Annotated in this window: 20 protein-coding genes, 1 other RNA gene, 1 pseudogene and 2 other annotated features; of the genes and pseudogenes, 2 read left to right on the forward strand and 20 right to left on the reverse strand. The window is 40.7% G+C overall.

Annotated elements, in window-relative coordinates:
* Positions 1-3: 3 nt before the first annotated feature.
* From ADM90_RS17845 to hisS, 4 genes are all read right to left on the reverse strand, one after another.
* The gene (locus ADM90_RS17845; protein WP_053996264.1) at positions 4-726 is read right to left on the reverse strand and encodes a GntR family transcriptional regulator; all 723 of its coding nucleotides are present in this window, start codon (positions 724-726) and stop codon (positions 4-6) included.
* A gap of 286 nt (positions 727-1012) precedes the next feature.
* Positions 1013-1211, reverse strand: a non-coding RNA gene (gene ssrS, locus ADM90_RS24025) — 6S RNA.
* A gap of 138 nt (positions 1212-1349) precedes the next feature.
* The gene (gene aspS / locus ADM90_RS17850; RefSeq protein WP_053996265.1) at positions 1350-3119 is read right to left on the reverse strand and encodes an aspartate--tRNA ligase; all 1770 of its coding nucleotides are present in this window, start codon (positions 3117-3119) and stop codon (positions 1350-1352) included.
* Between the two features lie 36 nt (positions 3120-3155).
* Positions 3156-4424: a histidine--tRNA ligase gene (hisS, locus tag ADM90_RS17855; RefSeq protein ID WP_053996266.1), complete on the reverse strand. Its 1269-nt coding sequence runs from the start codon at positions 4422-4424 to the stop codon at positions 3156-3158.
* A gap of 215 nt (positions 4425-4639) precedes the next feature.
* Positions 4640-4881 (reverse strand) — a binding site (T-box leader).
* Positions 4882-5045: 164 nt separating this feature from the next.
* Here hisS and ADM90_RS17865 point away from each other — a divergent pair.
* Positions 5046-6623, forward strand: a complete 1578-nt coding sequence (locus ADM90_RS17865) for an SH3 domain-containing protein (protein ID WP_053996268.1) — start codon at positions 5046-5048, stop codon at positions 6621-6623.
* A 526-nt stretch (positions 6624-7149) separates the two neighbouring features.
* Here ADM90_RS17865 and ADM90_RS17870 read toward each other — a convergent pair.
* The 7 genes and pseudogenes from ADM90_RS17870 to ADM90_RS17900 form a co-directional block, all read right to left on the reverse strand.
* Positions 7150-8555 (reverse strand): annotated as a pseudogene (locus tag ADM90_RS17870) (YfcC family protein).
* A gap of 231 nt (positions 8556-8786) precedes the next feature.
* On the reverse strand, positions 8787-9002 hold the full coding sequence (locus tag ADM90_RS17875; RefSeq protein WP_053996269.1) for a DUF2642 domain-containing protein: 216 nt from the start codon (positions 9000-9002) through the stop codon (positions 8787-8789).
* Between the two features lie 71 nt (positions 9003-9073).
* A complete protein-coding gene (gene dtd / locus ADM90_RS17880) occupies positions 9074-9514 on the reverse strand; it encodes a D-aminoacyl-tRNA deacylase (RefSeq protein WP_053996270.1) in 441 nt (146 codons plus the stop codon).
* A gap of 36 nt (positions 9515-9550) precedes the next feature.
* Positions 9551-11746: a RelA/SpoT family protein gene (locus ADM90_RS17885; protein ID WP_053996271.1), complete on the reverse strand. Its 2196-nt coding sequence runs from the start codon at positions 11744-11746 to the stop codon at positions 9551-9553.
* A gap of 205 nt (positions 11747-11951) precedes the next feature.
* Positions 11952-12866, reverse strand: coding sequence for a pseudouridine-5'-phosphate glycosidase (locus tag ADM90_RS17890; RefSeq protein ID WP_053996272.1), 915 nt, complete (start codon positions 12864-12866; stop codon positions 11952-11954).
* 4 nt (positions 12867-12870) lie between these two features.
* A complete protein-coding gene (locus ADM90_RS17895; RefSeq protein WP_053996273.1) occupies positions 12871-13962 on the reverse strand; it encodes a carbohydrate kinase in 1092 nt (363 codons plus the stop codon).
* A 98-nt stretch (positions 13963-14060) separates the two neighbouring features.
* Entirely contained in the window at positions 14061-15308 is a 1248-nt protein-coding gene (locus ADM90_RS17900; protein ID WP_053996274.1) for an MFS transporter, read from the reverse strand.
* A 146-nt stretch (positions 15309-15454) separates the two neighbouring features.
* On the opposite strand from ADM90_RS17900, the gene ADM90_RS17905 reads away from it, so the two are divergent.
* Complete coding sequence (locus tag ADM90_RS17905) at positions 15455-15910, forward strand: MarR family winged helix-turn-helix transcriptional regulator (protein ID WP_053996275.1); 456 nt, start codon at positions 15455-15457, stop codon at positions 15908-15910.
* A 58-nt stretch (positions 15911-15968) separates the two neighbouring features.
* On the opposite strand, the gene ADM90_RS17910 is transcribed toward ADM90_RS17905, so the two are convergent.
* The 9 genes from ADM90_RS17910 to ADM90_RS17950 form a co-directional block, all read right to left on the reverse strand.
* Positions 15969-16481 (reverse strand): adenine phosphoribosyltransferase, encoded by a 513-nt coding sequence (locus ADM90_RS17910; protein WP_053996276.1) that lies wholly within the window; start codon positions 16479-16481, stop codon positions 15969-15971.
* A gap of 31 nt (positions 16482-16512) precedes the next feature.
* Positions 16513-18588: a single-stranded-DNA-specific exonuclease RecJ gene (gene recJ / locus ADM90_RS17915; RefSeq protein ID WP_053996277.1), complete on the reverse strand. Its 2076-nt coding sequence runs from the start codon at positions 18586-18588 to the stop codon at positions 16513-16515.
* A 756-nt stretch (positions 18589-19344) separates the two neighbouring features.
* Positions 19345-19635 carry a DHH family phosphoesterase gene (locus tag ADM90_RS17920; protein WP_053996278.1) on the reverse strand — a complete coding sequence of 97 codons (291 nt, stop codon included), beginning with the start codon at positions 19633-19635 and terminating at the stop codon, positions 19345-19347.
* Positions 19636-19851: 216 nt separating this feature from the next.
* On the reverse strand, positions 19852-20643 hold the full coding sequence (gene trpA / locus ADM90_RS17925; RefSeq protein WP_053996279.1) for a tryptophan synthase subunit alpha: 792 nt from the start codon (positions 20641-20643) through the stop codon (positions 19852-19854).
* Positions 20640-21845: a tryptophan synthase subunit beta gene (gene trpB, locus ADM90_RS17930; protein ID WP_053996280.1), complete on the reverse strand. Its 1206-nt coding sequence runs from the start codon at positions 21843-21845 to the stop codon at positions 20640-20642. Before trpB ends, trpA begins: the two co-directional genes overlap by 4 nt.
* A complete protein-coding gene (locus tag ADM90_RS17935; protein WP_053996281.1) occupies positions 21829-22458 on the reverse strand; it encodes a phosphoribosylanthranilate isomerase in 630 nt (209 codons plus the stop codon). The genes trpB and ADM90_RS17935 overlap by 17 nt, the downstream gene beginning before the upstream one ends.
* The gene (trpC, locus tag ADM90_RS17940; protein WP_053996282.1) at positions 22455-23246 is read right to left on the reverse strand and encodes an indole-3-glycerol phosphate synthase TrpC; all 792 of its coding nucleotides are present in this window, start codon (positions 23244-23246) and stop codon (positions 22455-22457) included. The genes ADM90_RS17935 and trpC overlap by 4 nt, the downstream gene beginning before the upstream one ends.
* Positions 23243-24274, reverse strand: coding sequence for an anthranilate phosphoribosyltransferase (gene trpD, locus ADM90_RS17945; protein ID WP_053996283.1), 1032 nt, complete (start codon positions 24272-24274; stop codon positions 23243-23245). The genes trpC and trpD overlap by 4 nt, the downstream gene beginning before the upstream one ends.
* Positions 24271-25641 carry a chorismate-binding protein gene (locus tag ADM90_RS17950; protein ID WP_053996284.1) on the reverse strand — a complete coding sequence of 457 codons (1371 nt, stop codon included), beginning with the start codon at positions 25639-25641 and terminating at the stop codon, positions 24271-24273. The genes trpD and ADM90_RS17950 overlap by 4 nt, the downstream gene beginning before the upstream one ends.
* Before the next feature lie 265 nt (positions 25642-25906).
* Positions 25907-26147: a binding site (T-box leader), on the reverse strand.
* Positions 26148-26221: the final 74 nt, after the last annotated feature.

A 26221-nucleotide genomic window follows, 5' to 3' on the forward strand; every position in this document is an offset into this window, starting at 1 on the left:
TTATCACCTTTTAATTTCACTTGTAAATTTATAGCGATCTGCTCGATACGTACTACGCACAAGCTCAAAAGGCTTACCATCCGATAAATAGCTTGTACGCTTAATAATTAACACAGGCGCTGTTTGATGAATCTGTAATAGCTTACTATCCTCTTTAGAGACAATCGCCGCCTCCATTTGTTGAATGGCATTCCCAATCCTTTGATGAGATGTTGTTTCAATTAATGCATAAAGTGAACCCATTAATTGCTGCTCATCTAGCTCTGGATATATTTTGACAGGAATATACGTTCTTTCAATAGCCATCGGTTGTGCATCCGCATTTCTAATTCGCACGACAAAAAATACCTCTTCTTCAGGTGATATCATTAAGTCTCTTGCGATATCCACTGGCGGGGTTATTTTTTCAAAACGCAATACTTGGCTACTTGGCTCCAGACCTCTTGCACGCATATCCTCTGTAAAGCTTGTTAGCCCTTGTAAAGGTTGCTCTAATTTAGGATTCGCTACATAGGTACCTTTTCCTTTTTCTCGGTACAATAAACCACTATTCACAAGGTTCGTAATCGCTTGGCGAACAGTCATTCTACTTACATTAAATTGTAGGGATAGCTCTCGTTCTGAAGGAATGGTTTCACCAATTCTGTATTCTTCTAAATCAATTCGTTGTTTAATAATCTCTTCTATTTGTATATAAATAGGTATAGGAGAATTCTTCTCTACCAACACTTGCACCATCCTTATTGCCCTGTATGTCATATCTGATACCCTGTTATTTCCACGGAACATGTCGATCCATTATTCTTTTAATTTTGTTTAACGCTTTATAATTAGCGCGCTAAAACGCTATGAAACAAGTATTCTTTCTCTATTCCAATTATAGGTTACTTTCATAAAAATAAAAAGGAATCCCCATATATTCTTAACATTTTTCTACTAGGTTAGCGAATGGTTTTCAAAGAAGCATAAAAAAGGAGCTTGAACATAGCTCCTTTTACATTGTATGTATAGGACGAATCCCGATTGTGCCGTAATGCCAAGAAACATTTGTTTTGAACCCGCAATTTGCAGGTGGGTGCCCGCTTTATCGTCTTAAACGTCCCCATGCACTGGGGCATGTTTGCCACCATAAAATATAGGCTCCCAATTTAATAATGTTCGGTCAAAACTGTGAAGTAGTGTTAGCAGTTAGACAAACACATCAGGATTCGTATTACAGTTATCATAACATCTCTTTTCTGATAATTCAAACGATTTTCTCTAATAAGCTCTCTTTTTTTAAAAAACACAAAAAATACCTAGATTCCCAACAATTTTTGCTAGAAAATCCAGGTATTTTGTAATAACGCTTATTTTTTAAATGATTTGATAGCTAAGCTTAATTCGCTTAATTGGTCAGGTGATACTTCACTTGGCGCTTCTGTCAGTAAGCAGCTAGCACTAGCTGTTTTCGGGAATGCAATCGTATCGCGTAAATTCGTACGTCCTGCTAATAGCATAACGAAGCGATCGAGACCAAAGGCAAGACCAGCATGTGGCGGCACGCCATATTCAAATGCTTCTAATAAAAAGCCAAATTGGGCTTGTGCTTCTTCGTCTGAGAAGCCAAGTAATTCAAACATTTTCTCTTGTAGGTCACGTTCGTAAATACGTAATGAACCACCACCAAGTTCGTAGCCGTTTAAAACGATATCATATGCTTGTGCCCGTACTGCTGCAGGGTCTGTGTCCATTAATGCTATATCTTCATCAAACGGACGTGTGAATGGATGGTGTGCTGCATAGTAGCGTCCATCTTCCTCAGAGTATTCGAATAATGGCCAGTCAGTAATCCAAAGGAAGGCAAATTGTGATTCATCGATTAGGTTTAAATCTTGTCCTAATTTCGTACGTAGTGCCCCTAAGGAAGCGGCTACAACGGACGCTTTATCCGCTACAAACACTAGAATATCGCCAACTTCTGCTCCCATGCGTTCGATCAAAGCTGCTGCTAGCGCTTCATCAAAGAATTTTGCGATCGGGCCATTTAACCCTTCTTCTGTCACCTTTAACCAAGCAAGACCTTTTGCGCCGTAAATACCCACAAATTTTGTTAACTCGTCCATATCTTTACGAGAATAGTTGTCAGCTGCACCTTTAATATTGATACTTTTTACTTGTTTCCCTTGTGCAACCGTATCGGCAAATACTTTGAAGTTACAGCCTTCAAAAATATCATTTAATGCCACTAGTTCTAAGCCAAAGCGTACGTCTGGCTTATCTGAACCATAACGATCCATTGCTTCTTGGTACTTCATGCGTTGAAATGGTGCAGGGATATCGATGCCTTTTACCTCTTTCATAACCGCTTGGATTAAGCGCTCGTTCATTTCTAATACTTCTTCCTGTGTTAAGAAGCTTGTTTCAATATCCACCTGTGTAAACTCTGGCTGACGATCTGCACGTAAGTCCTCATCACGGAAGCAGCGCGCAATTTGGAAGTACTTTTCAAAGCCAGCAACCATTAATAATTGTTTAAATAATTGAGGGGATTGTGGTAATGCATAAAATTCACCCTCATGGACACGTGATGGCACTAAATAGTCACGCGCACCCTCTGGTGTTGATTTTGTTAAAATTGGCGTTTCTACTTCTAAAAAGCCCTCATGTTGCAGGAAGTTTCGAATTGTGCGTGTAACATCCGAACGCATTTTAAATGTATCAAACATCACTGGACGACGCAGATCAAGATAACGATATTTTAAACGTAGATCTTCTGATACATCCGTACGATCCTCAATTTGGAATGGCGTTGTTTTTGCTGTATTAATCACAACTAATTTTGTTGCCTCAACCTCAATTTTTCCGTTTGGAACATTTGGATTAATTTGGTCCTCAGCACGAAGGAGCACTGTTCCCTCGACTTCAATCACATATTCATTACGCACCTTATCTGCTAATGCATGGGCTTCTGCAACATCAGGACTAAAAACGACCTGTGTAATACCCGTACGATCACGTAAATCAATAAAAATCAAACCACCAAGGTCACGACGACGCTGTACCCATCCTTTTAATACGACTTTTTCACCTTGTAACGCTTCTGATAGCTCGTTACTAGCATGTGTTCTTGTAGCCATGTTTATATTCCTCCAAAATATCTTTCATTCTGTTTTTTATGATTGTTGCAATAAATAGTTCACTAATTCTGAAAACGCCACTTTGTGCTGCTCTCCAGATTCCATATGCTTCACTGCCGCTGCTTGCTCTTCAAGCTCTGTTTCACCAAGAACAATTGTATATTTTGCTCCCAGACGATCCGCTGATTTCATTTGTGCCTTCATTTTACGATCTAAATAATCCATCTCTGTTGCCAGACCCTTTGCACGGAATGTGCTTGTCAATTCTACAGCCTTCTGCTTCGCCTCATCACCCATTGCAATAAGATAAACATCTAGTCCTGATGCTGTATCTAATTCAACACCCTCTGCTTCAAGTGCTAATAGCAGACGTTCGATGCTTAAGGCAAAACCAATCCCTGGTACATCTGGACCACCAATTTCTTGCACTAAACCATTATAGCGTCCCCCACCACAAAGCGTCGTAATCGCACCGAAGCCAGACGCTGTGGACATAATTTCAAATGTCGTATGATTATAATAATCAAGGCCTCTTACAAGATTTGGATCAACCTCATATGTAATGCCAAGTGTATCTAAATACGTTTTCACTTGAGCAAAATACGTAGCTGATTCTTCAGTAAGGAAATCGGTTAATGCTGGAGCTGTTTGCATTAATGGATGCTCACGGTCCACCTTACAATCTAAAATACGTAATGGATTTTTTTGCAAACGATTTTGGCAATCTGTGCAGAACTCATGAATATGTGGCTCAAAATGTTGTAATAGAGCTGTGCGGTGTGTATCACGCGTAACTTTATCACCAAGCGAATTGATCACTAATTTTAAATCCTTTAAGCCCGTTGATTCATAAATATCCATCGCAAGAGCGATGACTTCTGCATCAATCGCAGGATCTGCTGAACCAATAGCTTCTACACCAAATTGAACAAATTGGCGATAACGTCCAGCTTGTTGACGCTCATAGCGGAACATAGGTCCTAAATAAGAAAGTTTAACAGGCTGGTCTGGAGCACCAAACATTTTATGTTCGACATAAGCACGTACAACACCAGCCGTATTTTCAGGTCGTAATGTTAATGAACGGCCGCCACGATCCTCGAATGTATACATTTCTTTTTGCACAACATCTGTTGTTTCACCAACACCACGTGCAAATAACTCCGTTTGCTCAAAAATTGGTGTACGGATTTCGTTATAGCGATAAACACGACAAATATCACGAATAATCGCTTCAACCTTTTGCCATTTCTCCGATTGACCTGGCAAAATATCTTGTGTCCCTCGTGGCACTTTAAAACTCATGTAATTCCCTCCTATATAGATTGCTTATGATGCAGCAGGGGTTCCTTGGAATTAAGCAACTCTTTACTACTTTTGAGCGAGCTTCCTCTTGGATTGAGCGGTTCTCCACTGCTTTTGAGCAAATTCTCCCTTGAATTGAGCGGTTTTCCATTGCCTTTGAGCGTACTCTCCTCCAAATTGAGCAAATCAAAAAAGCTCTCGTCCCTTGCACTATTGCAAGGGACGAGAGCTAATAAGCTTCCGCGGTTCCACCCTAGTTGACACAAATAATAGCATGTGTCCTCCTCGTAATCGGATAACGGCCGATTCCGTTTTTTCCTACTAAGCCGTACTTTTCAGAAAAAAGCCTCTCAAGTGTTGTTCGCATTATACATTTTTGTAGGAAAGATTGCAGCCTAAGTCTTTCCCTCTCTTTTCCAATAGAGGTATACGCTACTTGCTTGGTCATAAGCGATTAATCATTTTTCGATTACCCTTTATGTTAGTCACTAGGCTGGCCAATGTCAACCATTTTTGTATTTTTCATAAAACAGCTACGAAAATAACAATTTCCATTACCTTTTTACCACGAATTCTTTTACTCAAGCATGATAAAATAACACTAGGAATAGGAGGAATCTGATGAGGAAAAAAATTTTACATAGTATTATTATTTTCATACTAATGGTAACGATTGTGTTTCCAAATAAGAGCTATATGCAAAGTGCATTTGCTGATACTAGCGATCTGAAAGTAGCTGGTACGATTCTTCATTTACGCGAGGGACCTGGATTGTCCTACCCTATTATTACGACATTGGAAGAAGGTGATCCCTTAACCTCTATTGGTCGTGAGGGTGATTGGATTCAAGTAAAAGCTGGAAATTATGAAGGATGGGTTGCCTCCTGGCTAACAACTTCTACAGATGCTACACAACGCATTGATAAAACGGTTATCTCACAGGTTGATCGTTTAAATATTCGAACAGAGCCAGATATCTCTTCAGCTGTTCTTGGTCAGCTTTCTACAGGTAATCAAGCAAATCTCCTAAAAGAAAATGACGCATGGGCTAAAATTGATTGGAATGGGCTAACTGGCTGGGTTTCCAAAGATTATGTAACCATTAACGACAGTCCTGAAAAAGAACAAAAGCCAGACTCAAAAGAAAATACTGTGGAAGTATCAACACCAACTGTTAACAAAGATACCACCTTTACGATTTTAGTGGACACGCTGAATGTGCGTAAAAAACCAGACTTAAATGCAAAAAAAGTTGGCACTGCGACAAAAGGTCAAGCCTTTAAAGTACTTGCACATGAGCATAATTGGGTACAAATTCAGTACAACAACAAAAAAACAGGATGGGTCTATAGCTTTTATGGCACATTTTCAAATAAGGTCAAGAGTACATCTAAAACCTCCTCCTCCAAGGATTTGGAGTCAGTCACAATCATTTATAATGGGACAAACTTACGAACGGATGCCTCGACAGCAGCTGATGTGTTGGAACGTGTAGAAGCAGGTAAAACGTATCCAATTGTAGGTGTTAAAAATGAGTTCTACGAAATACAATTAGACAATGGCACTGCCTTTGTTGCCAATTGGGTTGTAACAACAAGTGCCAATAAAGCAACCGCCTCCCAAAAAGAACAGGCGGAGCCTCGTAAAAATGGCACACTTAATGGCTTAACCATTGTGGTGGATGCTGGTCATGGTGGAAATGACCACGGTACAACAAGTCAACGAGGCACAGAGGAAAAGGACATTACCTTAAAAACAGCTACACTTCTTGCTTCCAAGTTAAGTGCTGCTGGTGCAAATGTTGTGATGACGAGGGAATCTGACGAATATGTGGCACTGCGGAAACGTGTATCCATTGCCCATCAATATGAAGCAGATGCCTTTATTAGTCTTCATTATGATGCAACTGACGATAGCTCTATTAATGGTTTTACCTCCTATTATATGAATAGCAACCAAAAAGGGCTTGCAGAGGCGATTCACGGAGGACTTGCTAGTAAGCTTGATTTAAGGGATCGTGGCACACAGCAAGGGAATTTTTTAGTGCTACGTGAAAATCGACAAAAAGCTGTACTCGTTGAATTAGGCTTTTTAAGCAATTCCAGCGAGGAACGAGTTATTACAACTGCTAAATTCCGTGAGCAAGCGACACTTGGCATTTATCAGGGGATTCTAAATTACTTTGATCATGAAGAATAATTAACAGAGGATGCCCAATCACTTAAAAAGCAAAATTTTAGATAATAGCATTCTCTGAAAAAAGGGGAATTTTAACACTTATTTTGTTGCTGTCGCTTCGCTTTCGCACAGAAAAAAAGAAGTGTTGCTGTCGCTTCGCTTTCGCACAGAAAAAAAGAAGTGTTGCTGTCGCTTCGCTTTCGCACAGAAAAAAAGAAGTGTTGCTGTCGCTTCGCTTTCGCACAGAAAAAAAGAAGTGTTGCTGTCGCTTCGCTTTCGCACAGAAAAAAAGAAGTGTTGCTGTCGCTTCGCTTTCGCACAGAAAAAAAGAAGTGTTGCTGTCGCTTCGCTTTCGCACAGAAAAAAAGAAGTGTTGCTGTCGCTTCGCTTTCGCACAGAAAAAAAGAAGTGTTGCTGTCGCTTCGCTTTCGCACAGAAAAAAAGAAGTGTTGCTGTCGCTTCGCTTTCGCACAGAAAAAAGAAGTGTTGCTATCGTGCTGTCGCACAGGAAAGGGGCGTTCAAATAGCTTTTGAACGCCCCTTTTTTCTATGAAATTCCTAATGCTACTGCAACAACTAACGCAATACATGCGATAATGGCCCAGCCCAAAATCATTTTCCAAACAAATTTTATCCACTTTTCATAAGGGATACCTGCGACAGCTAAATAAGCCATCAATGCAGATGAAGTAGGAATAATAGAATTTGTTAACGAATCTCCATACTGAAAGGCTAAGACAGCCACTTGTCGCTCTAACCCTAATAGATCTGTAATCGGAATCATAATCGGCATTGTCGCCGCTGCTTGTCCACTACCCGATGAAATAAATAAATTTAAGATTGCTTGAATAACTAACATACCAATTGCGCTAATTGCATGTGGTAAATGACCAATTGTTTCTGACGCCGCATAGACAATTGTATCAATAATTTTTCCTTGCTCTAATACAACCGTAATAGCACGTGCAAATCCAACAATTAACGCGCCAAATGTAACAGCCTTTGCCCCCTCAATAAAGGAATCAAAAATAGTTCCAGGCTTTAAACCACCAATCAGCCCAGCAATTAATCCCATTATTAAAAATGATGCTGTTAATTGTGTTAAAAACCAGCCCCAATTAAATACACCATAAATATTAAAGCCGATTCCACAAGCCATTACAAGAAATACTAGTTTATGTTTTCCTGTTAATAAAGGCATTTCAATCGCAGTTACATTTGATTTAGCCTTTTGCTCAATATCATAAATAACACTAGCCTGTGGGTTCTTTTTTACCTTAAAAGCATAGCGAGATACATAGAAAATAGCGAAGGCTAATACAAAAATATACACAACGGCGCGGAAGCCAATTCCTGAAAATAACGGTACATCTGCTAATGATTGTGCCACACCCACTGTAAAGGGATTTAACATTCCGCCAAAGAACCCACTGGCAGCACCAAGTGTGATCATGGCAGTCCCTGTAACAGCATCAAAGCCCATAGCACGAGCAATTGCGACACCAATTGGTACGAAAATAATCGTTTCCTCAGCCATTCCCATCGTAAAGCCACCAACAGAAAATAGAATCATTGATAAAGGGATTAATAACTTTTCTCTACCCTCTAAAGCTTTTACACCTTTATAGACACCCGCTTCAATGGCACCTGTGGAACGAATAATCCCAAATACACCACTTACTAAGAAAATATAGAAATAATTTGAGCTCCTTTTTCAAGCCCCATTGGAATCGCTGTAAACATTTCGAAAAATGATACAGGATCACTTTCAATCTGATGGTAGCTACCATCGACAACGAGCATGCGCCCTTCTTCATCCTCTACACGCTCAAACTCACCTGCTGGAATAATATAGCTCGCAATACCTGCTAGAAAAATAATAGCAAAAATAATCGTATAGGTATGTGGTACCTTCAACCAGCTTCTCTTCTTTACCACTTGTTTTTCTTCCATTCTTTCACCAACTTTACTTGATATAGACATTAGCATCTAACCACTTATTATTGTCCCTCCTTTTTCTTATGTCGTTAATAGAAAATAAATATACAGTAGTTTAAATTTATTGCAAAGTATTAATTTTCTATTATTTCGAAAATCCCGCTTTAGAAAATTTTCTTCGCCATCTTCGTTGCATCCGTAAAAAAAGAACCTTTGATCACTAAGGATTAAAAGGTTCATAGCCACTTATTTTTTGCTTGCGTCCAATGTCACCCAGACAATTTCCTCCATGGAAATAAAGAATGGAGTTCGACTTCTAGCTAAGACAATATGGTCAGGTAATATAGATATTAAAACACCTTGCTGAATATTTTTCTCCGTTTGCACAACAATCGCTTGACCAATCATCATTTTAAGCGTTTCGTATAAATACGGATTTGATATACTTTCCATCTGCGTCATATTTAAGACACTCCTTCCTACAAAACTAACCATACTCTTTAGTATATGAAGGAATGATAGGAAATGTACCATTATTTTGATTCTAATAATATTGTCACTGGACCATCATTGATGAGTGCAACCTCCATCATTGCACCAAAAATACCTGTCTCCACCTGTAAACCATACTCACGTAATGTTTGATTAAAGGCTTCCCACAGTGGTTTTGCCACTTCTGGTCTTGCTGCACCTGTAAAGCTTGGTCGATTCCCCTTTTTGACATCCCCATATAACGTAAATTGTGAAACAGATAAAATAGCGCCCCCATGCTCTAAAATAGAATGATTCATTTTCCCTTCAGCATCTTCCCAAAGGCGTAAATTTGCTACTTTTCTGGCTAAATAGGCGATATCCTCCTGTGTATCCTCTTGTGTGATGCCCACTAAAAGTACATAGCCTTGATCAATCGCTCCTGTCACAGCTCCATCCACTGTTACAGAAGCAGCCTTACTACGCTGTAATACTATTTTCATGCATTCAAGCTCCAATCCCATCTATGTTGCTTGCGATTAATTGATCACTCGCTGGACCGAATAAATATCGGGTGTTTGCTTAATCCGTTCAACAACTTTATGCAAATGCGAAATATTTGAAATAGATATTGTTAAATGAATTGTAGCGATCTTATCATGGTCGGCACGCCCACTTACCGCTAAAATATTTGTTTTCGTTTCGCTGACAATTTGCATGACCTCGTTTAAAATACCTGGTCGATCAAATGCCGACACTTCAATATCAACAGGGTATTCTTTTTTCTCAGGCGTCACGCCATGCTCCCATTCCACTGCGATTAAACGTTCCTGCTCATCCTCGACTTGAATATTTGGACAGTCGGCACGGTGCACAGAGACACCTCTCCCCTTTGTAATAAAGCCAACAATCTCATCGCCAGGCACAGGCGTACAGCAGCGTGAAAGCCGAATCAGCATATTATCGATGCCTTTGACAATCACACCTGATTCTGTACGTTTTTGTGGAACCGGATTTTTCATTTTTTGTTCGATTTTCTCTAGGGCTTCTTCCTGCTCACGCTCTTTACGACGTTTTTCTGCTAAACGATTCACGACTTGCTGTGCCGTAATACCATTCATACCAACTGCCGCATACAAATCCTCTTCATTTGTATAGTTAAATTTATCACAAACACGCTTTAAATTATCTGCTGACATCGTTTCTTTTACATCAAAATCTTGTGCGCGAATTTCTTTTTCAATCATGTCTTTTCCTTTGACAATATTTTCTTCGCGCAGATGACGTTTAAAGAATTGTTTTATTTTATTTTTTGCCTGTGAGGATTGAGCGATCTTCAACCAATCACGGCTTGGTCCAAAGGATTGCTTAGATGTTAAAATCTCAATAATATCGCCTGTTTTTAATGGCGTATCAAGCGGCACCATTTTACTGTTGACCTTCGCACCAATTGTACGATTGCCAACTTCTGAATGGACACGATAAGCAAAGTCAATCGGGACAGAGCCTGCTGGTAGCTCAATGACATCCCCTTCAGGTGTAAAGACATAAACCATATCAGAGAATAAATCAAATTTTAAAGATTCCATAAATTCTTCAGCATTGGATGATTCATTTTGGAATTCTAAAATTTCACGGAACCATGTTAATTTTTGATCAACATTTTGTTTTTGGTGATCAACCTTTCTACCCTCTTTATATGCCCAGTGCGCCGCGATCCCATACTCAGCAATTTTGTGCATTTCCTTCGTACGAATTTGTACCTCTAATGGATCACCATAAGGTCCAATGACGGTTGTATGCAAGGATTGATACAGGTTTTGCTTAGGCATCGCTATATAGTCTTTAAAGCGACCTGGCATTGGCTTCCACAACGTATGAACAATGCCTAAAACGGCATAGCAATCTTTAATGCTATCGACAAGAACACGAATGGCTAATAAATCATAAATCTCATTAAACTGCTTTTTTTGCAGGACCATTTTGCGATAAATACTATAAATATGCTTGGGGCGACCATACACATCTGCATCAATTTCTACTTCTGCCAGTTGTGACTTCATCTCAGCCATAACATTTTCTAAATAAGCCTCACGTTCTTCCCGCTTTTTCTTCATCAAACTAACAATACGGTAATATTGCTGTGGATTTAAATAGCGAAGTGCTGTATCTTCCAGCTCCCATTTGACAGCTGAAATTCCAAGACGATGTGCAAGTGGTGCAAAGATTTCTAGTGTTTCTTTCGAAATACGTCGTTGTTTTTCAGCAGGTAAATGCTTTAATGTACGCATATTATGGAGACGGTCTGCTAGCTTAATTAAAATAACGCGGATATCCTGTGCCATCGCTACAAACATTTTTCGATGATTTTCCGCCTGCTGGGCCTCTTTTGATAAATATTTAATTTTCCCTAATTTTGTTACACCATCAACAAGTACTGCTACTTCTTCACCAAATTCCCGTACCAAATCATCCCGCGTAACATCCGTATCTTCGACAACATCATGTAAAAAACCTGCTGCCACAGTTGCTGGGTCCATTTGTAATTCAGCGAGAATACCTGCTACTTGTACTGGGTGAATAATATACGGTTCACCAGAGCTACGGAATTGCTCAATATGGGCATCCCTTGCTAATTCATATGCTTTTTTCACGAATGCGACATTTTCATCATTCATGTAGGATTTGACTAACTCAAAAACGTCCTCAGGAGTCAAAATTTGCTCTTTCGCCATAACATGTCCACCTTGCTCGTCAAATTTTTCAGATTAGATATAAAGTTAATTGTATAAAACATTATAGTCGATTGTAAAGAGACTGTATCATTTAGTTGCGTTAATCTCGTGAACAGTTTGAAAAATAGAAAAAATATTCTTCTTTTTAATAAAAAAGACCCTCTGCGACTTCACGTCACAAAGAGTCCTTGTTTCGACAAATGGATTAATGTAATTGATTGTAAGCTACAGCAATTTTCGCGCCCACTACTGCATTGTTTTTCACTAATGCAATATTCGCATCGAGACTTTTACCTTCTGTTAATTCTTTCACTTTGCCAAGTAAAAATGGTGTAACGTTTTTACCTTGAATACCATTTTCTTCAGCTTCTGTTAAAGCTTTTTCAATAATGTTTGTAATAAAGGCATGTTCTAGTGCATCCGCTTCTGGAATTGGGTTTGCGATCACAGCGCCACCTTTTAAGCCTAATTGCCATTTCGAACGTAGCATTTCCGCCACTTCCTCTGGTGTATCAAGCTGGAAGTTGACATTGAAGCCACTTTGACGTGTATAGAATGCTGGTAATTCAGCCGTACCATAGCCAGCTACTGGTACACCTTTTGTTTCAAGGTATTCTAATGTAAGACCGATGTCTAAAATAGATTTTGCACCCGCACAGATAACGGCAACATTTGTTTGTGCTAATTCTTCTAAATCAGCAGAGACATCCATTGTTGTTTCCGCACCACGGTGTACACCACCAATACCACCTGTAACAAAGATTTCAATACCTGCAAGCTCTGCACAGATCATTGTCGCTGCAACTGTTGTAGCACCTAATTTTTTTGTTGCTAGTAAGTAGCCTAAATCACGACGAGAAGCTTTTGCTACATCCTCCGCATTTCCAAACATTTCAAGCTCTTCATCTGATAAACCAATTTTAATTTTGCCATCAATTAATGCAATGGTTGCTGGGACTGCACCATGATCTCGAATAATTTGTTCAACTTCACGCGCAGTTTGCACATTTTGAGGGTATGGCATACCGTGTGAAATAATTGTTGATTCTAATGCAACAATTGGTAGACCTTTTTCTTGTCCTGCTTTTACTTCTTCTGATAATACGATGAATTCTTTCATGTTGTTATTCCTCCATTTCATTTTTCAACAAATCCACTGATAATTCAGGTCTTACTGTATAAGGAGATGCCAATGTATTTTTTGCATTGGTTAATCCAGCATCAATACATGTCTCAAAAGCTTGTCCAGTCAGCCAGCTGTGAATGACAGCGCTGACAAAGGCATCTCCTGCTCCTGTCACATCTTCAATTTTGTCAATCACTTTTGCAGCAAAATGACCAGGTGCAATCGTTGTAGATGCTGCATATACGCCCTTGCTGCCAGCCGTGATAATGACATGCTCCGCACCTAGTTGTAGAAGCTGTTGTAAAGCTTTTTCATAATGGGTAGCGTTTTCAATTTTATGTCCAACAATCGTTTCCGCTTCATCTGTGTTACAAATAAACCAAGTTACGCCTTGTAATGTTTCAGGTAGTCGATTCATTTTTGGCGAGGATACGGGCACAATAACAAGTGGAGTAGCACGTGCAATGGCTACCTGCTGGATATACGCCACTGTTTCTTTTGGACAGTTTAAATCCAAAATAAAGCAGCCTGCGTTCACAAGCATTGTTTCATGTTTCTTCAACAAGCTAGGTAACAGAAGGTCATAAACCTCCATATTCGCTACAGCTAGTGCTAGTTCACCCTGTTCATCCATAATGGCAGTATAAGAACCCGTAGAAGCCTCTGCTAGCTGCTCTACATAACGTAGATTCATAAAGGATTCCGAAGCTTCTTGAATCACTTGCCAATCAGCATCTTTACCTGCCGTTGTTAGCAACGTCACTTGGTGGTTTAATCTGCCTAAGTTTTCAGCAATATTTCGACCAACGCCACCTACACTAAAGGAAGAACTGGCAGGGTTAGATGTTCCAAATTGAACATTGCCCTTTACATGGAATTTGCGGTCTAAATTAGCGCCACCGATGCAAATAATTTCATTTTCCTCGGGTAAAATATAAGCACGACCTACAATTTTTCCTTGCTTCGTTAAACTAGACACTAAATTAGCAAGCACGGGACGTGACAGATTCATTGTATCTGCCATTTCTTGCTGAGACATAAACGGATTCTGGCGAATTAAAGCAAGCACCGCCTGTTCTCTTTCATTCATAGCATCACCTTTTATTATATTTGTTTATATTATAAACTTTTGTTTGATATAAGTCAAAAAAAGTTGAACCCATTTATTGGTGTTCAACTTTTTCATTATTAATACGCTTTTGGTTGCTTTTTAATAATAATCACACATAAACTCGCTATAGCACAAAATAGTCCTGCTAGAAAAAAAGCCCATGTGTAGGCATTGAAAAACTTATAGATAAGTCCTCCCCCATATGCAGCAACGGCAGCTCCTACTTGATGTGCTGCAAATATCCAGCCGTAGATAACACTACTTTGCTGCATACCAAATGTTTGACGTGTAATGCTAATGGTTGGCGGCACTGTGGCAATCCAATCCAGCCCATAAAAAATTGTAAAAATCGTTAATAACACAAGTGACCCTTGGGCAAGCGCATAAGGCAGTAATAATAAAGAAGCCCCTCTTAATAAATAATACCAAAACAATAGCCAACGATTATCAAAACGATCAGATAGCCAGCCTGAGATCGTTGTCCCAAGTAAATTAAAGACTCCCATAAATGACAGCAATGACGCAGCAGTCACTAAAGGAATACCAAAGCTAATACAATAGGAAACAAAATGCGTACCAATTAATCCACTTGTCGATAGCCCGCAAATAAAAAAGCTACCTGCTAATAGCCAAAACGCTTTTACTTTAACTGCCACTAACAAACCATTAAAGGCAATCGTAATTGGATTTTTATTTAGTTGAATTGCTTGCTTCTCTACCACATCTTCCTGCCCATAAGGCGTGGTACCGATATCCTGAGGTTTATTTTTAATGACGAGAGCAATCAATATAAACATCATGACACTAAGAATAAGAATTAAACTGATAGCGCCTCTCCAAGAATAGTGTTCAATCATCATAGCTAGCACTGGCAGTAAAATTAATTGACCTGTTGCTGTACTAGCCGTTAGAATACCAACCGCTAATCCTCTTCGTTTTACAAACCAATGATTGGCTACATAGGGGCTAAGTACTGTTAAAAAGAGACTTGCACCAAGACCAATAATGCCTCCCCAAATAATAATTAATTGCCATGCTTGGCTCATAAAAAATGTAAAAGTCATCCCTACAGCTAAAGTAGCCATTGCGCCTAACATCATTTTCTTTAAGCCTATAATTTCAAGTAGTGCTGCCATAAACGGTCCTGATATACCATATAAAAATAAGCTGAGTGCAAATGCTAAGGCAATTGTTGAACGTTCCCATTGAAACTCTTTTTCGAGAGGAGCAATAAAAACACCAGATGAAGAAATGGTAATCCCTGCTACAATAATCGAAAAAAATGTCACCACCAAAATAAACCAGCTATAATGAATACGTTTCATAAAACCACCTACTTTCTCTCTGTCTATTGTAAAAAGCATGTATATACATATATAATGATTGGAACGATAATAGTTGTCAAGAAGTGATTTCTAGCTCTTCGGTGTATACTTGACATAAGTTGATTTTTTTAAAGGAGTGTAAAGCTATGAAAGACATAGATTATACACAAATATGTGTTTGTGCAAACCTTCGTAAAAAAACGAGAGTGGTCACGCAATTATATGATAAGCTGCTTCAGCCCACAGGTTTAAAAATTACGCAATATTCTATGCTTGCCAATATCGCTCATCAGCAAGCTGTCTCTATTAGCCGCTTAGGTGAAATATTGCTGCTTGATCAAACAACAATCACACGCAATATTCGTTTATTAAAAGAGCAAGGTTATGTGGAATTAACGAAAGACGCACAAGATGCTCGTAGCAAAAATATTACTCTTACTGATAAGGGCATAGCAAAACTCGATGAAGCAAGGCCAATTTGGCAAACTCTTCAAAAGAGAGTAATTGATGATATTGGCATCGAGAAATACGCAGATTTCTATAATACCTTGCGAACACTGCAAAAAATTATCAAGTCTTATGATGACGAAGATAACACATAAGAAAAACCGCCTAACATCAAGTGAAAAAACTTGATGTTAAGCGGTTTCTTTAACTCTTTTAATATTGAATAAGCGCTTTAATAGCTAAGTCGCCAAGCTTCTCACGACCATTTAATTCTACAAGCTCGATTAGGAAGGCACAGCCCACTACTTGACCACCTAATTGCTCGACTAAACGAACAGTTGCCTCCACTGTACCACCAGTTGCTAGTAAATCATCACAAATTAATACTTTTTGTCCCGGTTTAATAGCATCTTTATGCATTGTTAATGTATCTTTACCATATTCAAGACCATAATCCACACTAATCACTTCTCGTGGTAATTTACCAGGCTTACGAACAGGGGCAAAGCCAATTTGCAACGCATAGGCAACGGGACAGCCAATAATAAAGCCACGAGCTTCAGGGCCTACGACAATTTCAGCACCTAATTCCTTTGCATATTTAACAATTTCGTCTGTTGCATATTTATAGGCAGGGCCGTTATCCATAATTGTCGTGATATCTCTGAAGGTAATGCCCTCTTTCGGCCAGTTTTCAACCGTTGTCACATATTGCTTTAAATCCATGTAATTGTTCCTCCTACGAAACGTTTTTCGTCTAGTTCTGTAATCGTTCATCAAACCATTGTTTTAATTCAATATAAGGGGCATACACTAATTTTTGCTCCATTTCAATCTGCTGTGAACGTTGTTTGTAAGACGGTGCCTCTGTTAGTGCTTGTTTTGGAGCATTTACGTTGACAGTCGTCAGTCCATTCTCCATTTTAACAAAACCAAGCTCAAAAAACACCTTTGTCATAAACTTTAATATTTCTAATGGCCATCCCGTATGCTTGGCTAAATCTGCAATATGCATGTCGAGTGGAAACGCTGGTCGATTTTTCAAAAATTTATAATACCACGCAAATTGCTCTCTTGTTGGCAAGCCATTAAAATATTGTGAGTCAGGCATATAAAAATGCGCATAAATACGTGAGGGTGCTGTTTGCTGTAGAATTGCTTCTAGTCTTTCAATGTTTTGTGGTAAATCTAACAGCACAATATAATCACATTGATCAATATTGGATAAGGTCGAATCAACTACCATAATGGAAACACCAATTAATGACTGATAATAGGTCATCGTTTCAGGGCGAAAGGCAATAAACAGTGCCTCGTCCTTCGGTATCGTATGGAGCCAACGAGCGGTTTGACGAATACCTCGAATATCAAATAGTTGCCATTCTGTTGTTTGTACATCCTCAATCATAAATTGAGCCTTTTTACGTCCCTGCCATTCATTAATTTGTAAATCACCTATAAAGGACACTTTAATACCGTATGTTAGCTCATCCTGTAAATGCCCTTTATTAAAGCCCACACTATCTAATTTTTCATAGCCATCGGTTAATTCCATTTTTATATGATTTTCAGCCGCTCCAATTTTACGCATGGATGCGATTTCTACATTCTCTAGCACATAAACAGGCTTTGGAAAATCCGTACCAAACGGCCCAAGTGTGGCGATTTCCTCAATGGCTTCTGCTGAAATTTCATCGAGACGTAGCGGAATATCAATATGGACAACAGGTGTTAATTGCTCCTCTGTTAAACAAGCCCTTGCTTGAGCATCCAAACGTGTGCGTAATTCGTCCACATGCTCCATTGGCAGGGTCATACCTGCTGCCATAGGATGTCCACCGAAATGCGGTAAAATATCTCGATTTTTCGCAAGCTCATTATATAAATGAAAGCCCGCAATACTACGAGCAGAGCCCTTTGCTGTCCCTTTGTCCGCATCAAGTGATAACACAATGGTTGGGCGATAATATAGCTCCACTAAACGCGAGGCAACAATACCGACAACCCCTGCATTCCAGCCTTCACCTGCCACAACAAGCACTAAGGAATCGCCAATTTTTTTATCTGCTTCAATCAGTGCAATGGCCTCATCTGTAATGCTTTTGACAAGATTTTTGCGCTCTATATTGCAGGCATTGAGCTGCTTGGCTAAGGCCGCTGCTTTTGTACTATCCTCAGCCATTAATAGCTCGACGCCCGGAGCCGCTTCCCCAAGTCGCCCTACAGCATTTAAGCGTGGACCAAAATAAAAGCCAATCGTTTCTTCAGTAATTTTCGCCTGCTCTGTGCTCGCTACATCACACAGCGCCTGTACCCAAGGACTAAGTGAACGCTGCATTTCCTGTATACCGCGCTTCACAAGATAACGATTTTCATCCACTAACGGTACTAAATCCGCTACCGTCCCAATCGCCACAAACTCCAGCAAATGTATTGGCAGCTCCCCATAAAGAGCGTGTGCCAACTTAAAGGCTACCCCAACGCCCGCCAGCTCACCAAATGGATAATGTCCCTCTGGTAAACGGGGATGTAAAATAATATCTGCTGGCGGTAGCTCGTCACCTGGCTCATGGTGGTCTGTCACAATGACATCCATGCCAAGCTCCTTCGCCACTCGAATAGGCTCAATGCCCGATATTCCATTATCCACTGTAATGATTAACTGTACACCCTCTTCAGAGGCCTCACGAAATAGTGCTTCGTGCGGACCATAACCATGGATAAAACGATTCGGGATCTTAAACGTTACATCCGCTCCAAGGTCCAGCAAAACATTGAGTATAACGGTTGTGCTTGTGATTCCATATAGTGATAGGTAAGCCTTTGAAGTCATCTCCAGCTTTTCCCCCACTTCACACCGTGCGTGAGATTTTCACCTCACACGGCGTTCCATCGAAAACATTCAAAACTTTTGTAATCTCATAACTTAACAAAATTCACCTATGATTTGTTATGCATTTATAAGTATTTGAAAGTTCCGACTAGAGCCTATCCCTCCACCGCTTATTATCACGGTTTCAACGGTACTGTGACTCCACTCTCACGGAAAGTTAATCAGTTTTAATAGGTTGCCCTTTTATATACTGAACTGCTTCATAGGTAGGTTAATACCTCCACATCCTCCGCTTTCCACGTTCCGATTCCTTTATCCTTACATATATCCGTAGGTTTCTCCTATAGTCCTGTATGCTGGAACTTGCCTGTAACAAGCTATGGGCTTTCATAACGCCAGATTCTTACTCCCCCACACATACGATGGCACTGCCACCCATTGCATTTCTACAATGTCTACGTCTAGACCTGTACATTCAGAGATTTGTCAGTGCTTATGCAGCACATTCTAACCATAGATATTTTTTGGACTCCCGGCATATAGGATACACCGTCTACCGCTAGACAGCTTTCGTGATTTACAATTATCGTAAACTTACGGTATCTCTCTGCCGACTTCACCGAGCTTCATACTTTGCTATTTAACCTTAGTCAAAGCATGTCGGAGTATCAGAGTAGGCGTTTCAGGGCGTTACTCCGTCATTCCACCTATCAAGAAATCAGTTCTCCTAGAAAATCTAGTATCTAAGCTTTTCACTTAGAAACGTGTCGCACCCGCATCATAATCGCCGTAAATCAAGATTTTCTCACCCTTCTCTAATGCTTGCTCAATTCGTGCGACAGCTTCAGTCATGCCGGGCATTAGAAATGGATCATGGATACTTGCTTCAGTCATATTTAATAGACTCTCTGCATCTGCTGGTGTTTCACAGCCTCTTGCCGCTAAAATTTTCGCTGCAATCGCAGAAAGTTGTAAGTCATTTTGCAATGCCTGGACAAGTGTGGCATCTGGACGCTCCACCTGCCATCTTTTTTTCGATAAAATCATCTTCTCACTTCCTTACGAAGGCTATTATACCGAAATTCTATACGCTTCGCACTACTCGTTAGATGAATAGATCTATGCCCCTCCTAAAGTTTGCCGCAGCCTCTCTCGATCCAGCAATTCATATCTGCCATCCATCACTTTGCTCCTTCTATCTGTCATTTTGCCCCAGCCACTCACTATTTTTAGCGTTCTCTCTATCAAAAAAAGCCTACTCTTCTATTGAGTAGACTTTGTTCGTATATCTTTTGAGGCAGCTATCAGCGCTTCAACTGTTGTCATATCCCCTTTATGCAGAGCCGTTACAATGGCGCTGCCGACGATGACGCCATCCCCTAATGCGCCCATTTTTTTGACTTGCTCAGGTGTGGAGATGCCAAAGCCTGCCAGTACAGGAATCGGACTTGCTTGACGCAAGCGTGCAAAGTGATGCTCTAAATTATCCGCAAAATTAGCACGTGCCCCCGTAATGCCGTTTACCGTTACCGCATATACAAAGCCTTGGCTAGCTGCTGCAATGCGAGTGATACGCTCTGGTGGGCTTGTTAACGATACCAATTGTACAATATCGATAGCGTATGGATTTAAAGCTTCACGCAAAATCTCACTTTCCTCTAAAGGCACATCAGGTACAATTAATCCTTTAACGCCCGCTGCTACACAGGCTTGGGCAAAATTATCTAAGCCATAAGCTAACACAGGATTAAAATAGGTCATCACCACTAGAGGAACCTTGATATCTTCGCGAAAGGAAGCTAATGTTTGCAGCACCTTTCTCAAGGTCACACCTGCTGCAAGAGCGCGTTCCCCTGCCTGCTCAATCGTTGGTCCATCTGCTACAGGGTCTGTAAAAGGAATCCCCACTTCAATAGCCGTAACACCTAGCTGCTGCAAGTTTAAAATCGTTGGTTGAATGGTTTCAAGCCCCCCATCGCCAGCCATAATATAGGGTATAAAAGCTTTATGCCCCGCGCTTTGCGCCTGCTCAATTGCCTGTTGTAAAGTTGTCATTTGTCATCCCCTCCTAATGCCGCTCGCACCGTATGGACATCCTTATCGCCTCGGCCTGATAAACATACAACAATGACCTGATCTTGCTGCATTGTTTTCGCAAGCTTTGCTGTATAAGCAATAGCATGGGAACTTTCAAGCGCTGGAAGAATGCCCTCTGTTCGACATAATAATTGCAAGCCCTCTAATGCTTCATCATCTGTTATCGCATCAAATTGGGCACGACCGATATCGTGTAAATAACAATGCTCTGGGCCTTTTCCTGGATAATCTAATCCAGCTGAAATAGAGTGCGCCTCCTGTACAAAGCCATTGTCGTCCTGCAATAAATACATATAGGCCCCGTGTAATACGCCTAATTGTCCACCTGCAATCGCTGCTGCATGTTTGCCTGTTTCAAGTCCTGCGCCTGCTGCCTCTACGCCATATAAAGCTACTTCCTCATCATCAACAAATGGATGGAACATACCAATTGCATTACTGCCGCCTCCTATACAGGCAACAACTGCATTTGGTAAACGTCCTTCCTTCTCTAAAATTTGCTTTCTTGTTTCAACACCAATAACACGCTGAAAATCGCGTACAATTTTTGGGAATGGATGTGGACCTAATGCAGAGCCTAAAATATAATGGGTATCCTCCACATTCGTCACCCAATAGCGTAGCGCCGCATTAACAGCATCCTTTAATGTTTTAGAACCACTCTCTACAGATTCAACCTTTGTGCCAAGCAGCTCCATTCGAAAAACATTTAACTGCTGGCGCTTAATATCTTCCGCCCCCATAAACACTACACACTCAAGGTTTAATAATGCACAGGCTGTAGCTGTTGCCACGCCATGCTGTCCTGCACCTGTTTCGGCAACAATTTTCTTTTTGCCCATACGTTTTGCCAACAGTGCCTGCCCAATTGCATTGTTAATTTTATGTGCACCTGTATGGTTTAAATCTTCACGCTTTAAATAGATTTTTGCACCGCCAAGCTCCTTTGTCAGATTGGCTGCATAATAAAGAGGCGTTTCACGTCCTACGTAGTCCTTTAAATAATAGGAAAGCTCCTCTGTAAATGTTGGATCATTTAATGCTTCATCATAGGCTGTTTCTAGCTCTAATAAGGCTGTCATCAATGTTTCTGGTACAAACTGCCCACCAAATTGTCCGAAACGTCCTTCCTTTGTTGGTACACTATTTGCGATTGACATGATGCGTTTCCCCCTTTACTGCTTGTAAAAATGCTTGTATTTTTGTAGGGTCCTTTACCCCATCTGTTTCCACACCACTTGACACATCTAGCATAAAGGGTGTAACGCTTGCGATGGCTTCGTTACTATTAGCAGCATGAAGCCCACCCGCTACTATTAATTTCTCTCGTGGAATCCCTACTTCCTCTAACAGTGTCCAGTCAAAGGTGTGACCGCTGCCTCCTTTAAAATCAGTGCCTGGTGCATCAAATAAATAATAGTCTACCTGATAAGCAGCCGCAGCTTGCACATCCTCTTTTCCACGCACCGATAATGCCTTAATGGCTGGATAGCCCTGCTCCTGAATAAATGCTGGCGTTTCCTCACCATGGTATTGCACATAATCTAAGGGTACACGTTCCACTGCTTCCTTTAATTCAGCAGGCGTTGGATTGACAAACACACCAATTTTTAAAACGCCCTCTGGTATTTGCTGCGCTAACTGCTGTGCCTGCTCAATGGATATACGGCGCTTGCTTGGCGCAAAGACAAAACCGATGGCATCTGCACCTGCCTGCACAGCCGTCACAACATGCTCTGGCTCACGCAAGCCACAAATTTTCACCTTTGTCATACAGATGCCTCCTCTTTCAGCACCTGTAATTGCTGTAAGGCTGCGCCTGCATCCCCACTACGCATTAAAGCCTCACCGACAAGCACACCACTTGCACCCATCGCTGCCACCTGCTGGGCATCTTCCTGTGACCAAATACCACTTTCACTAATTAACACACGCTCCTCACCAAATGGGAAGACCTCTGCAATTTCTTGTGTATGTGCTAGACTAACCTCAAAGGTGCGTAAATCGCGATTATTGATACCAATTAACTTGGCATCTACTGCAAGCGCACGTTGAAGCTCTTCTTGATCATGTACCTCTACCAGTACCTCCAAACCTAAGCTTGTTGCATAGCTATATAAGTCACGTAATGCTTCATCTGTTAAGGCAGCTACAATTAATAGAATAATAGAGGCACCTGCTGCCTTGGCAAATCGGATCTGCACTCTATCCACCATAAAATCCTTGCACAGTAGCGGTGTATCAACCACATTGGCAACGTCGGTTAAATCCTGAAACGAGCCTTTAAAAAATTCTTTATCTGTTAAAACAGAGATCGCCGCAGCGCCTGCCTGTGCATAGATCTGTGCTTGTGCAACTGGATTCGCGCCCTCTGCAATTAAGCCTTTAGAAGGAGAGGCACGCTTCATTTCTGCAATAACCTGTAGCTTACTTGCCTTGTACAATGATTCAAATAAGGATGGACGTGGTTTTGCTATAAAATCGGCTAACGGATCAGGTTGCTCCAATAAAGCACCTACCTCCACCTTTTTTTGCTGAAGAATTTTATTTAAGATATTCATGGTCCTACCTCCACTTCTTTTATCTGCTGGCTATAGGTAACAACCGCTTCTAGTTTTTGCAGTGCTCGCCCACTAAAAATACTGTCCTTCGCCATCTCAACACCCTCTTTTACTGTTTCTGCTTGACCATAGCCAAACAACCCAATACCAGCATTTAATAACACTGTATCTAAATAGGGACTTTGCTCACCAGCCAATAATTTTTTCATAATCACGGCATTTTCCTCTGCATTGCCTCCTCGAATCGCCTCTAATGGCGTAACAGGAAGGCCAACATCCTCTGCTGTTAATGAAAAAGGAATTAAATCGCCTTTATCAACTAAAACGAATGTATTTTGCCCTGCTAAGGAGGCCTCATCCAGTCCTTGTGCGCCTGACACAACAATCGCCCGCTCCCGTCCAAGCATTTGGAGCACAGACGCATATTCCATCACAAAATTTGGTCGGTTAATGCCTGTAAATTGTGTGGATAACGGCACTGGATTTGTTAGGGGCCCCACAAGATTAAAAATAGTTGGTTTGCCAAGTGCACGGCGCACCTCACCAATGCGCTTTAATTTTGGATGAACATTGGGTGCATATAAAAATGCAATTCCTTCCTTTTCCAATAACTCCACTGTCTGCGTTATTGTAATATCTGTATGAATCCCTAACGCCTCTAAAACATCAGAACTGCCAGACGAGGAGGAAATTTTTCGATTGCCATGCTTGGCTATTTTGACACCTGCGCCCGCTAAGACAAAAGCAGAGGCTGTGCTGATATTAAATGTATGAAGTCCATCTCCCCCTGTACCACAATTATCCATATAGCCATTTTCTTGAACAGGTACCTTTCGTGCAAATGAGCGCATAGTTGTCGCTAATGCGGCTACTTCATGGGCAGTCTCTCCCTTACTCGATAAAGCTGTTAAAAAGCTGGCAATTTCATCTTTCGGTGTATCATCCTGAAATATCCATTGCGCGGCCTCTAACATTTCCTCATACATTAAGTGTTCACCTTGTAAAACTTTTTGTTGGTAATGTTTCATTCGCTTTGACCTCCATTACGAGCAAGTAACTGCAAAAATGTCTGTTCTTCCTCTTGCACTTGTTGTAAAGCAGTGAATACATCTGTATATTTTGTTACTGTGATCATTGACTGCATATGCATCGTTTCATTTTTAACAACAATGGACTGCCCTGTTAAAGCGAAATCCAAATGCCCATTAAAACCAATAAAGCCAAGTGCACCGCCAAAAATGCCAGCAGTATAAGGCCATTTTTCTAAATACTGTGCCACCTGCTCCTTCGGTATTCCTGTAACAGAAAATGGTGGCATTGTTACCGCTAGTACATCGAGAGCATGAAGCATTGGTAAAAGCTGTCCTTCTATCCTTGTTGTCATATGTAATGCATGCTTGGACCGTACAATGCGCATCGCATCCATCACCTGCACAGAATCTCGGAAACAAACAGACTGCAACTCTTGCTGCATAGCACTAACAAGCACAGCATGCGATTTTCTAACCTCTGTATGCTCAGATAATTTTCGTTCATTTGCCAAATCTTCCCCCTTGGTAGCGCCTCTTGGATATATGCCCTCTGTAGGGGTAGCAATCACTTGCTCACCTTTTACCTGTATAAAACTTTCAGGAGAAGTTCCTAACACTACATGATCATCAAATTCAACATAATACATATAGGCAGCAGGTTTTTTCTTGCGTAGCTGTCTATATAAAGAAAAAGCATCTCCCTGAAGATTTGCTACATAATGCTTTGGTAACACGATTCTCGTTATTTCTTCATTTAAGGAAGCTTGGATCGTTTGAAAAGCTGTTGTAAACTGCTGATGGACTGGCGTGTCAAGTAATTGATAGTGGCAATCTGCTTCATCACAGACATCTCCATTTACTAATTGCTGTGCTAATTCTTCTAAATCAGGCTCTTGTTTTTCTGCATCAATATTTGTATAAATCAATGTCACTTCATCTGTTACATGATCAAAAACAATAATCGTTTCATAGACATGAAAATACGCATCAGGAAGCGCTACTGTATCATCCGCTAACATGGTCGTACTGCCATGTCCAATATACCCAACAGCCCCTCCGGAGAATGGAAATTGTGTTGTATTAGATATACGTGGCATTAGTCGCTTAAGGAGAACAAAGAGATCGCCGCTATGTGTATACATTTTTCCTGTTTTATGGGCATATTCCTGAATTTGCTGACCAATCCCTTTATATGTTTTTCTTGGATTCACCCCAATAAACGAAAATCTTCCTGCTTCTTCGTGCTGCGCTGAGCTCTCAAGCAAAAATTTATGTTTCCCCTGTAAACGTCTAAAAATTAAAATAGGTGTTAATGAATCACCATTTAGCCTTTTTATTTTTGTTCTTGGACTCGTTGTTTGCATAACTATCAAACTCCTTTTCAAAATTCCTTTCGCTACATCAATTATGCCTTAGCTTCCTTACAGCCAGATTTTTCGAGTTCACGAGGGCAATCTGTGACACCTGTTGAGGCTTTCTATTGCTTTAGCAGGCGCTTGGACACCCGCTGAATAGTATCGCTCTGCCGAGGTGGGAGCCTTCTGCACTTGCTGCCGCTTCGCTTTCGAGACGAAAACAATTGCTAAAACAAGATAAAAAAAGCCCCTGCAAAAAGGACTGTTCCTAATTGCAGAGGACGATTATGACCGCGTTGCCACCTCATATTAGAGCATAATGCTCTCACCTTTATGCCTGCTCTATAATGGCTTTTAGCCGTCTAAAGCAAGCTTCCCTATAACGTGGGAAATCCCGTTCGCTTTTTAGGAGCGACTCTCATAAGTCCATTCACATAAGCTACAAATCAGTTCACACCAACCACTGACTCTCTAAATTGCACACTTACGTTACTATTCTTATTCAACAATTTTTTAGCTATTCTCATCTAAACTCAGCTCATCTGTTCTAAGGCTGACCTCGCTCCCGAGGCCTTCTCCCTTGACCGAA

The organism is Lysinibacillus macroides, from assembly GCF_001281525.1.
GTDB lineage: Bacteria > Bacillota > Bacilli > Bacillales_A > Planococcaceae > Lysinibacillus > Lysinibacillus macroides.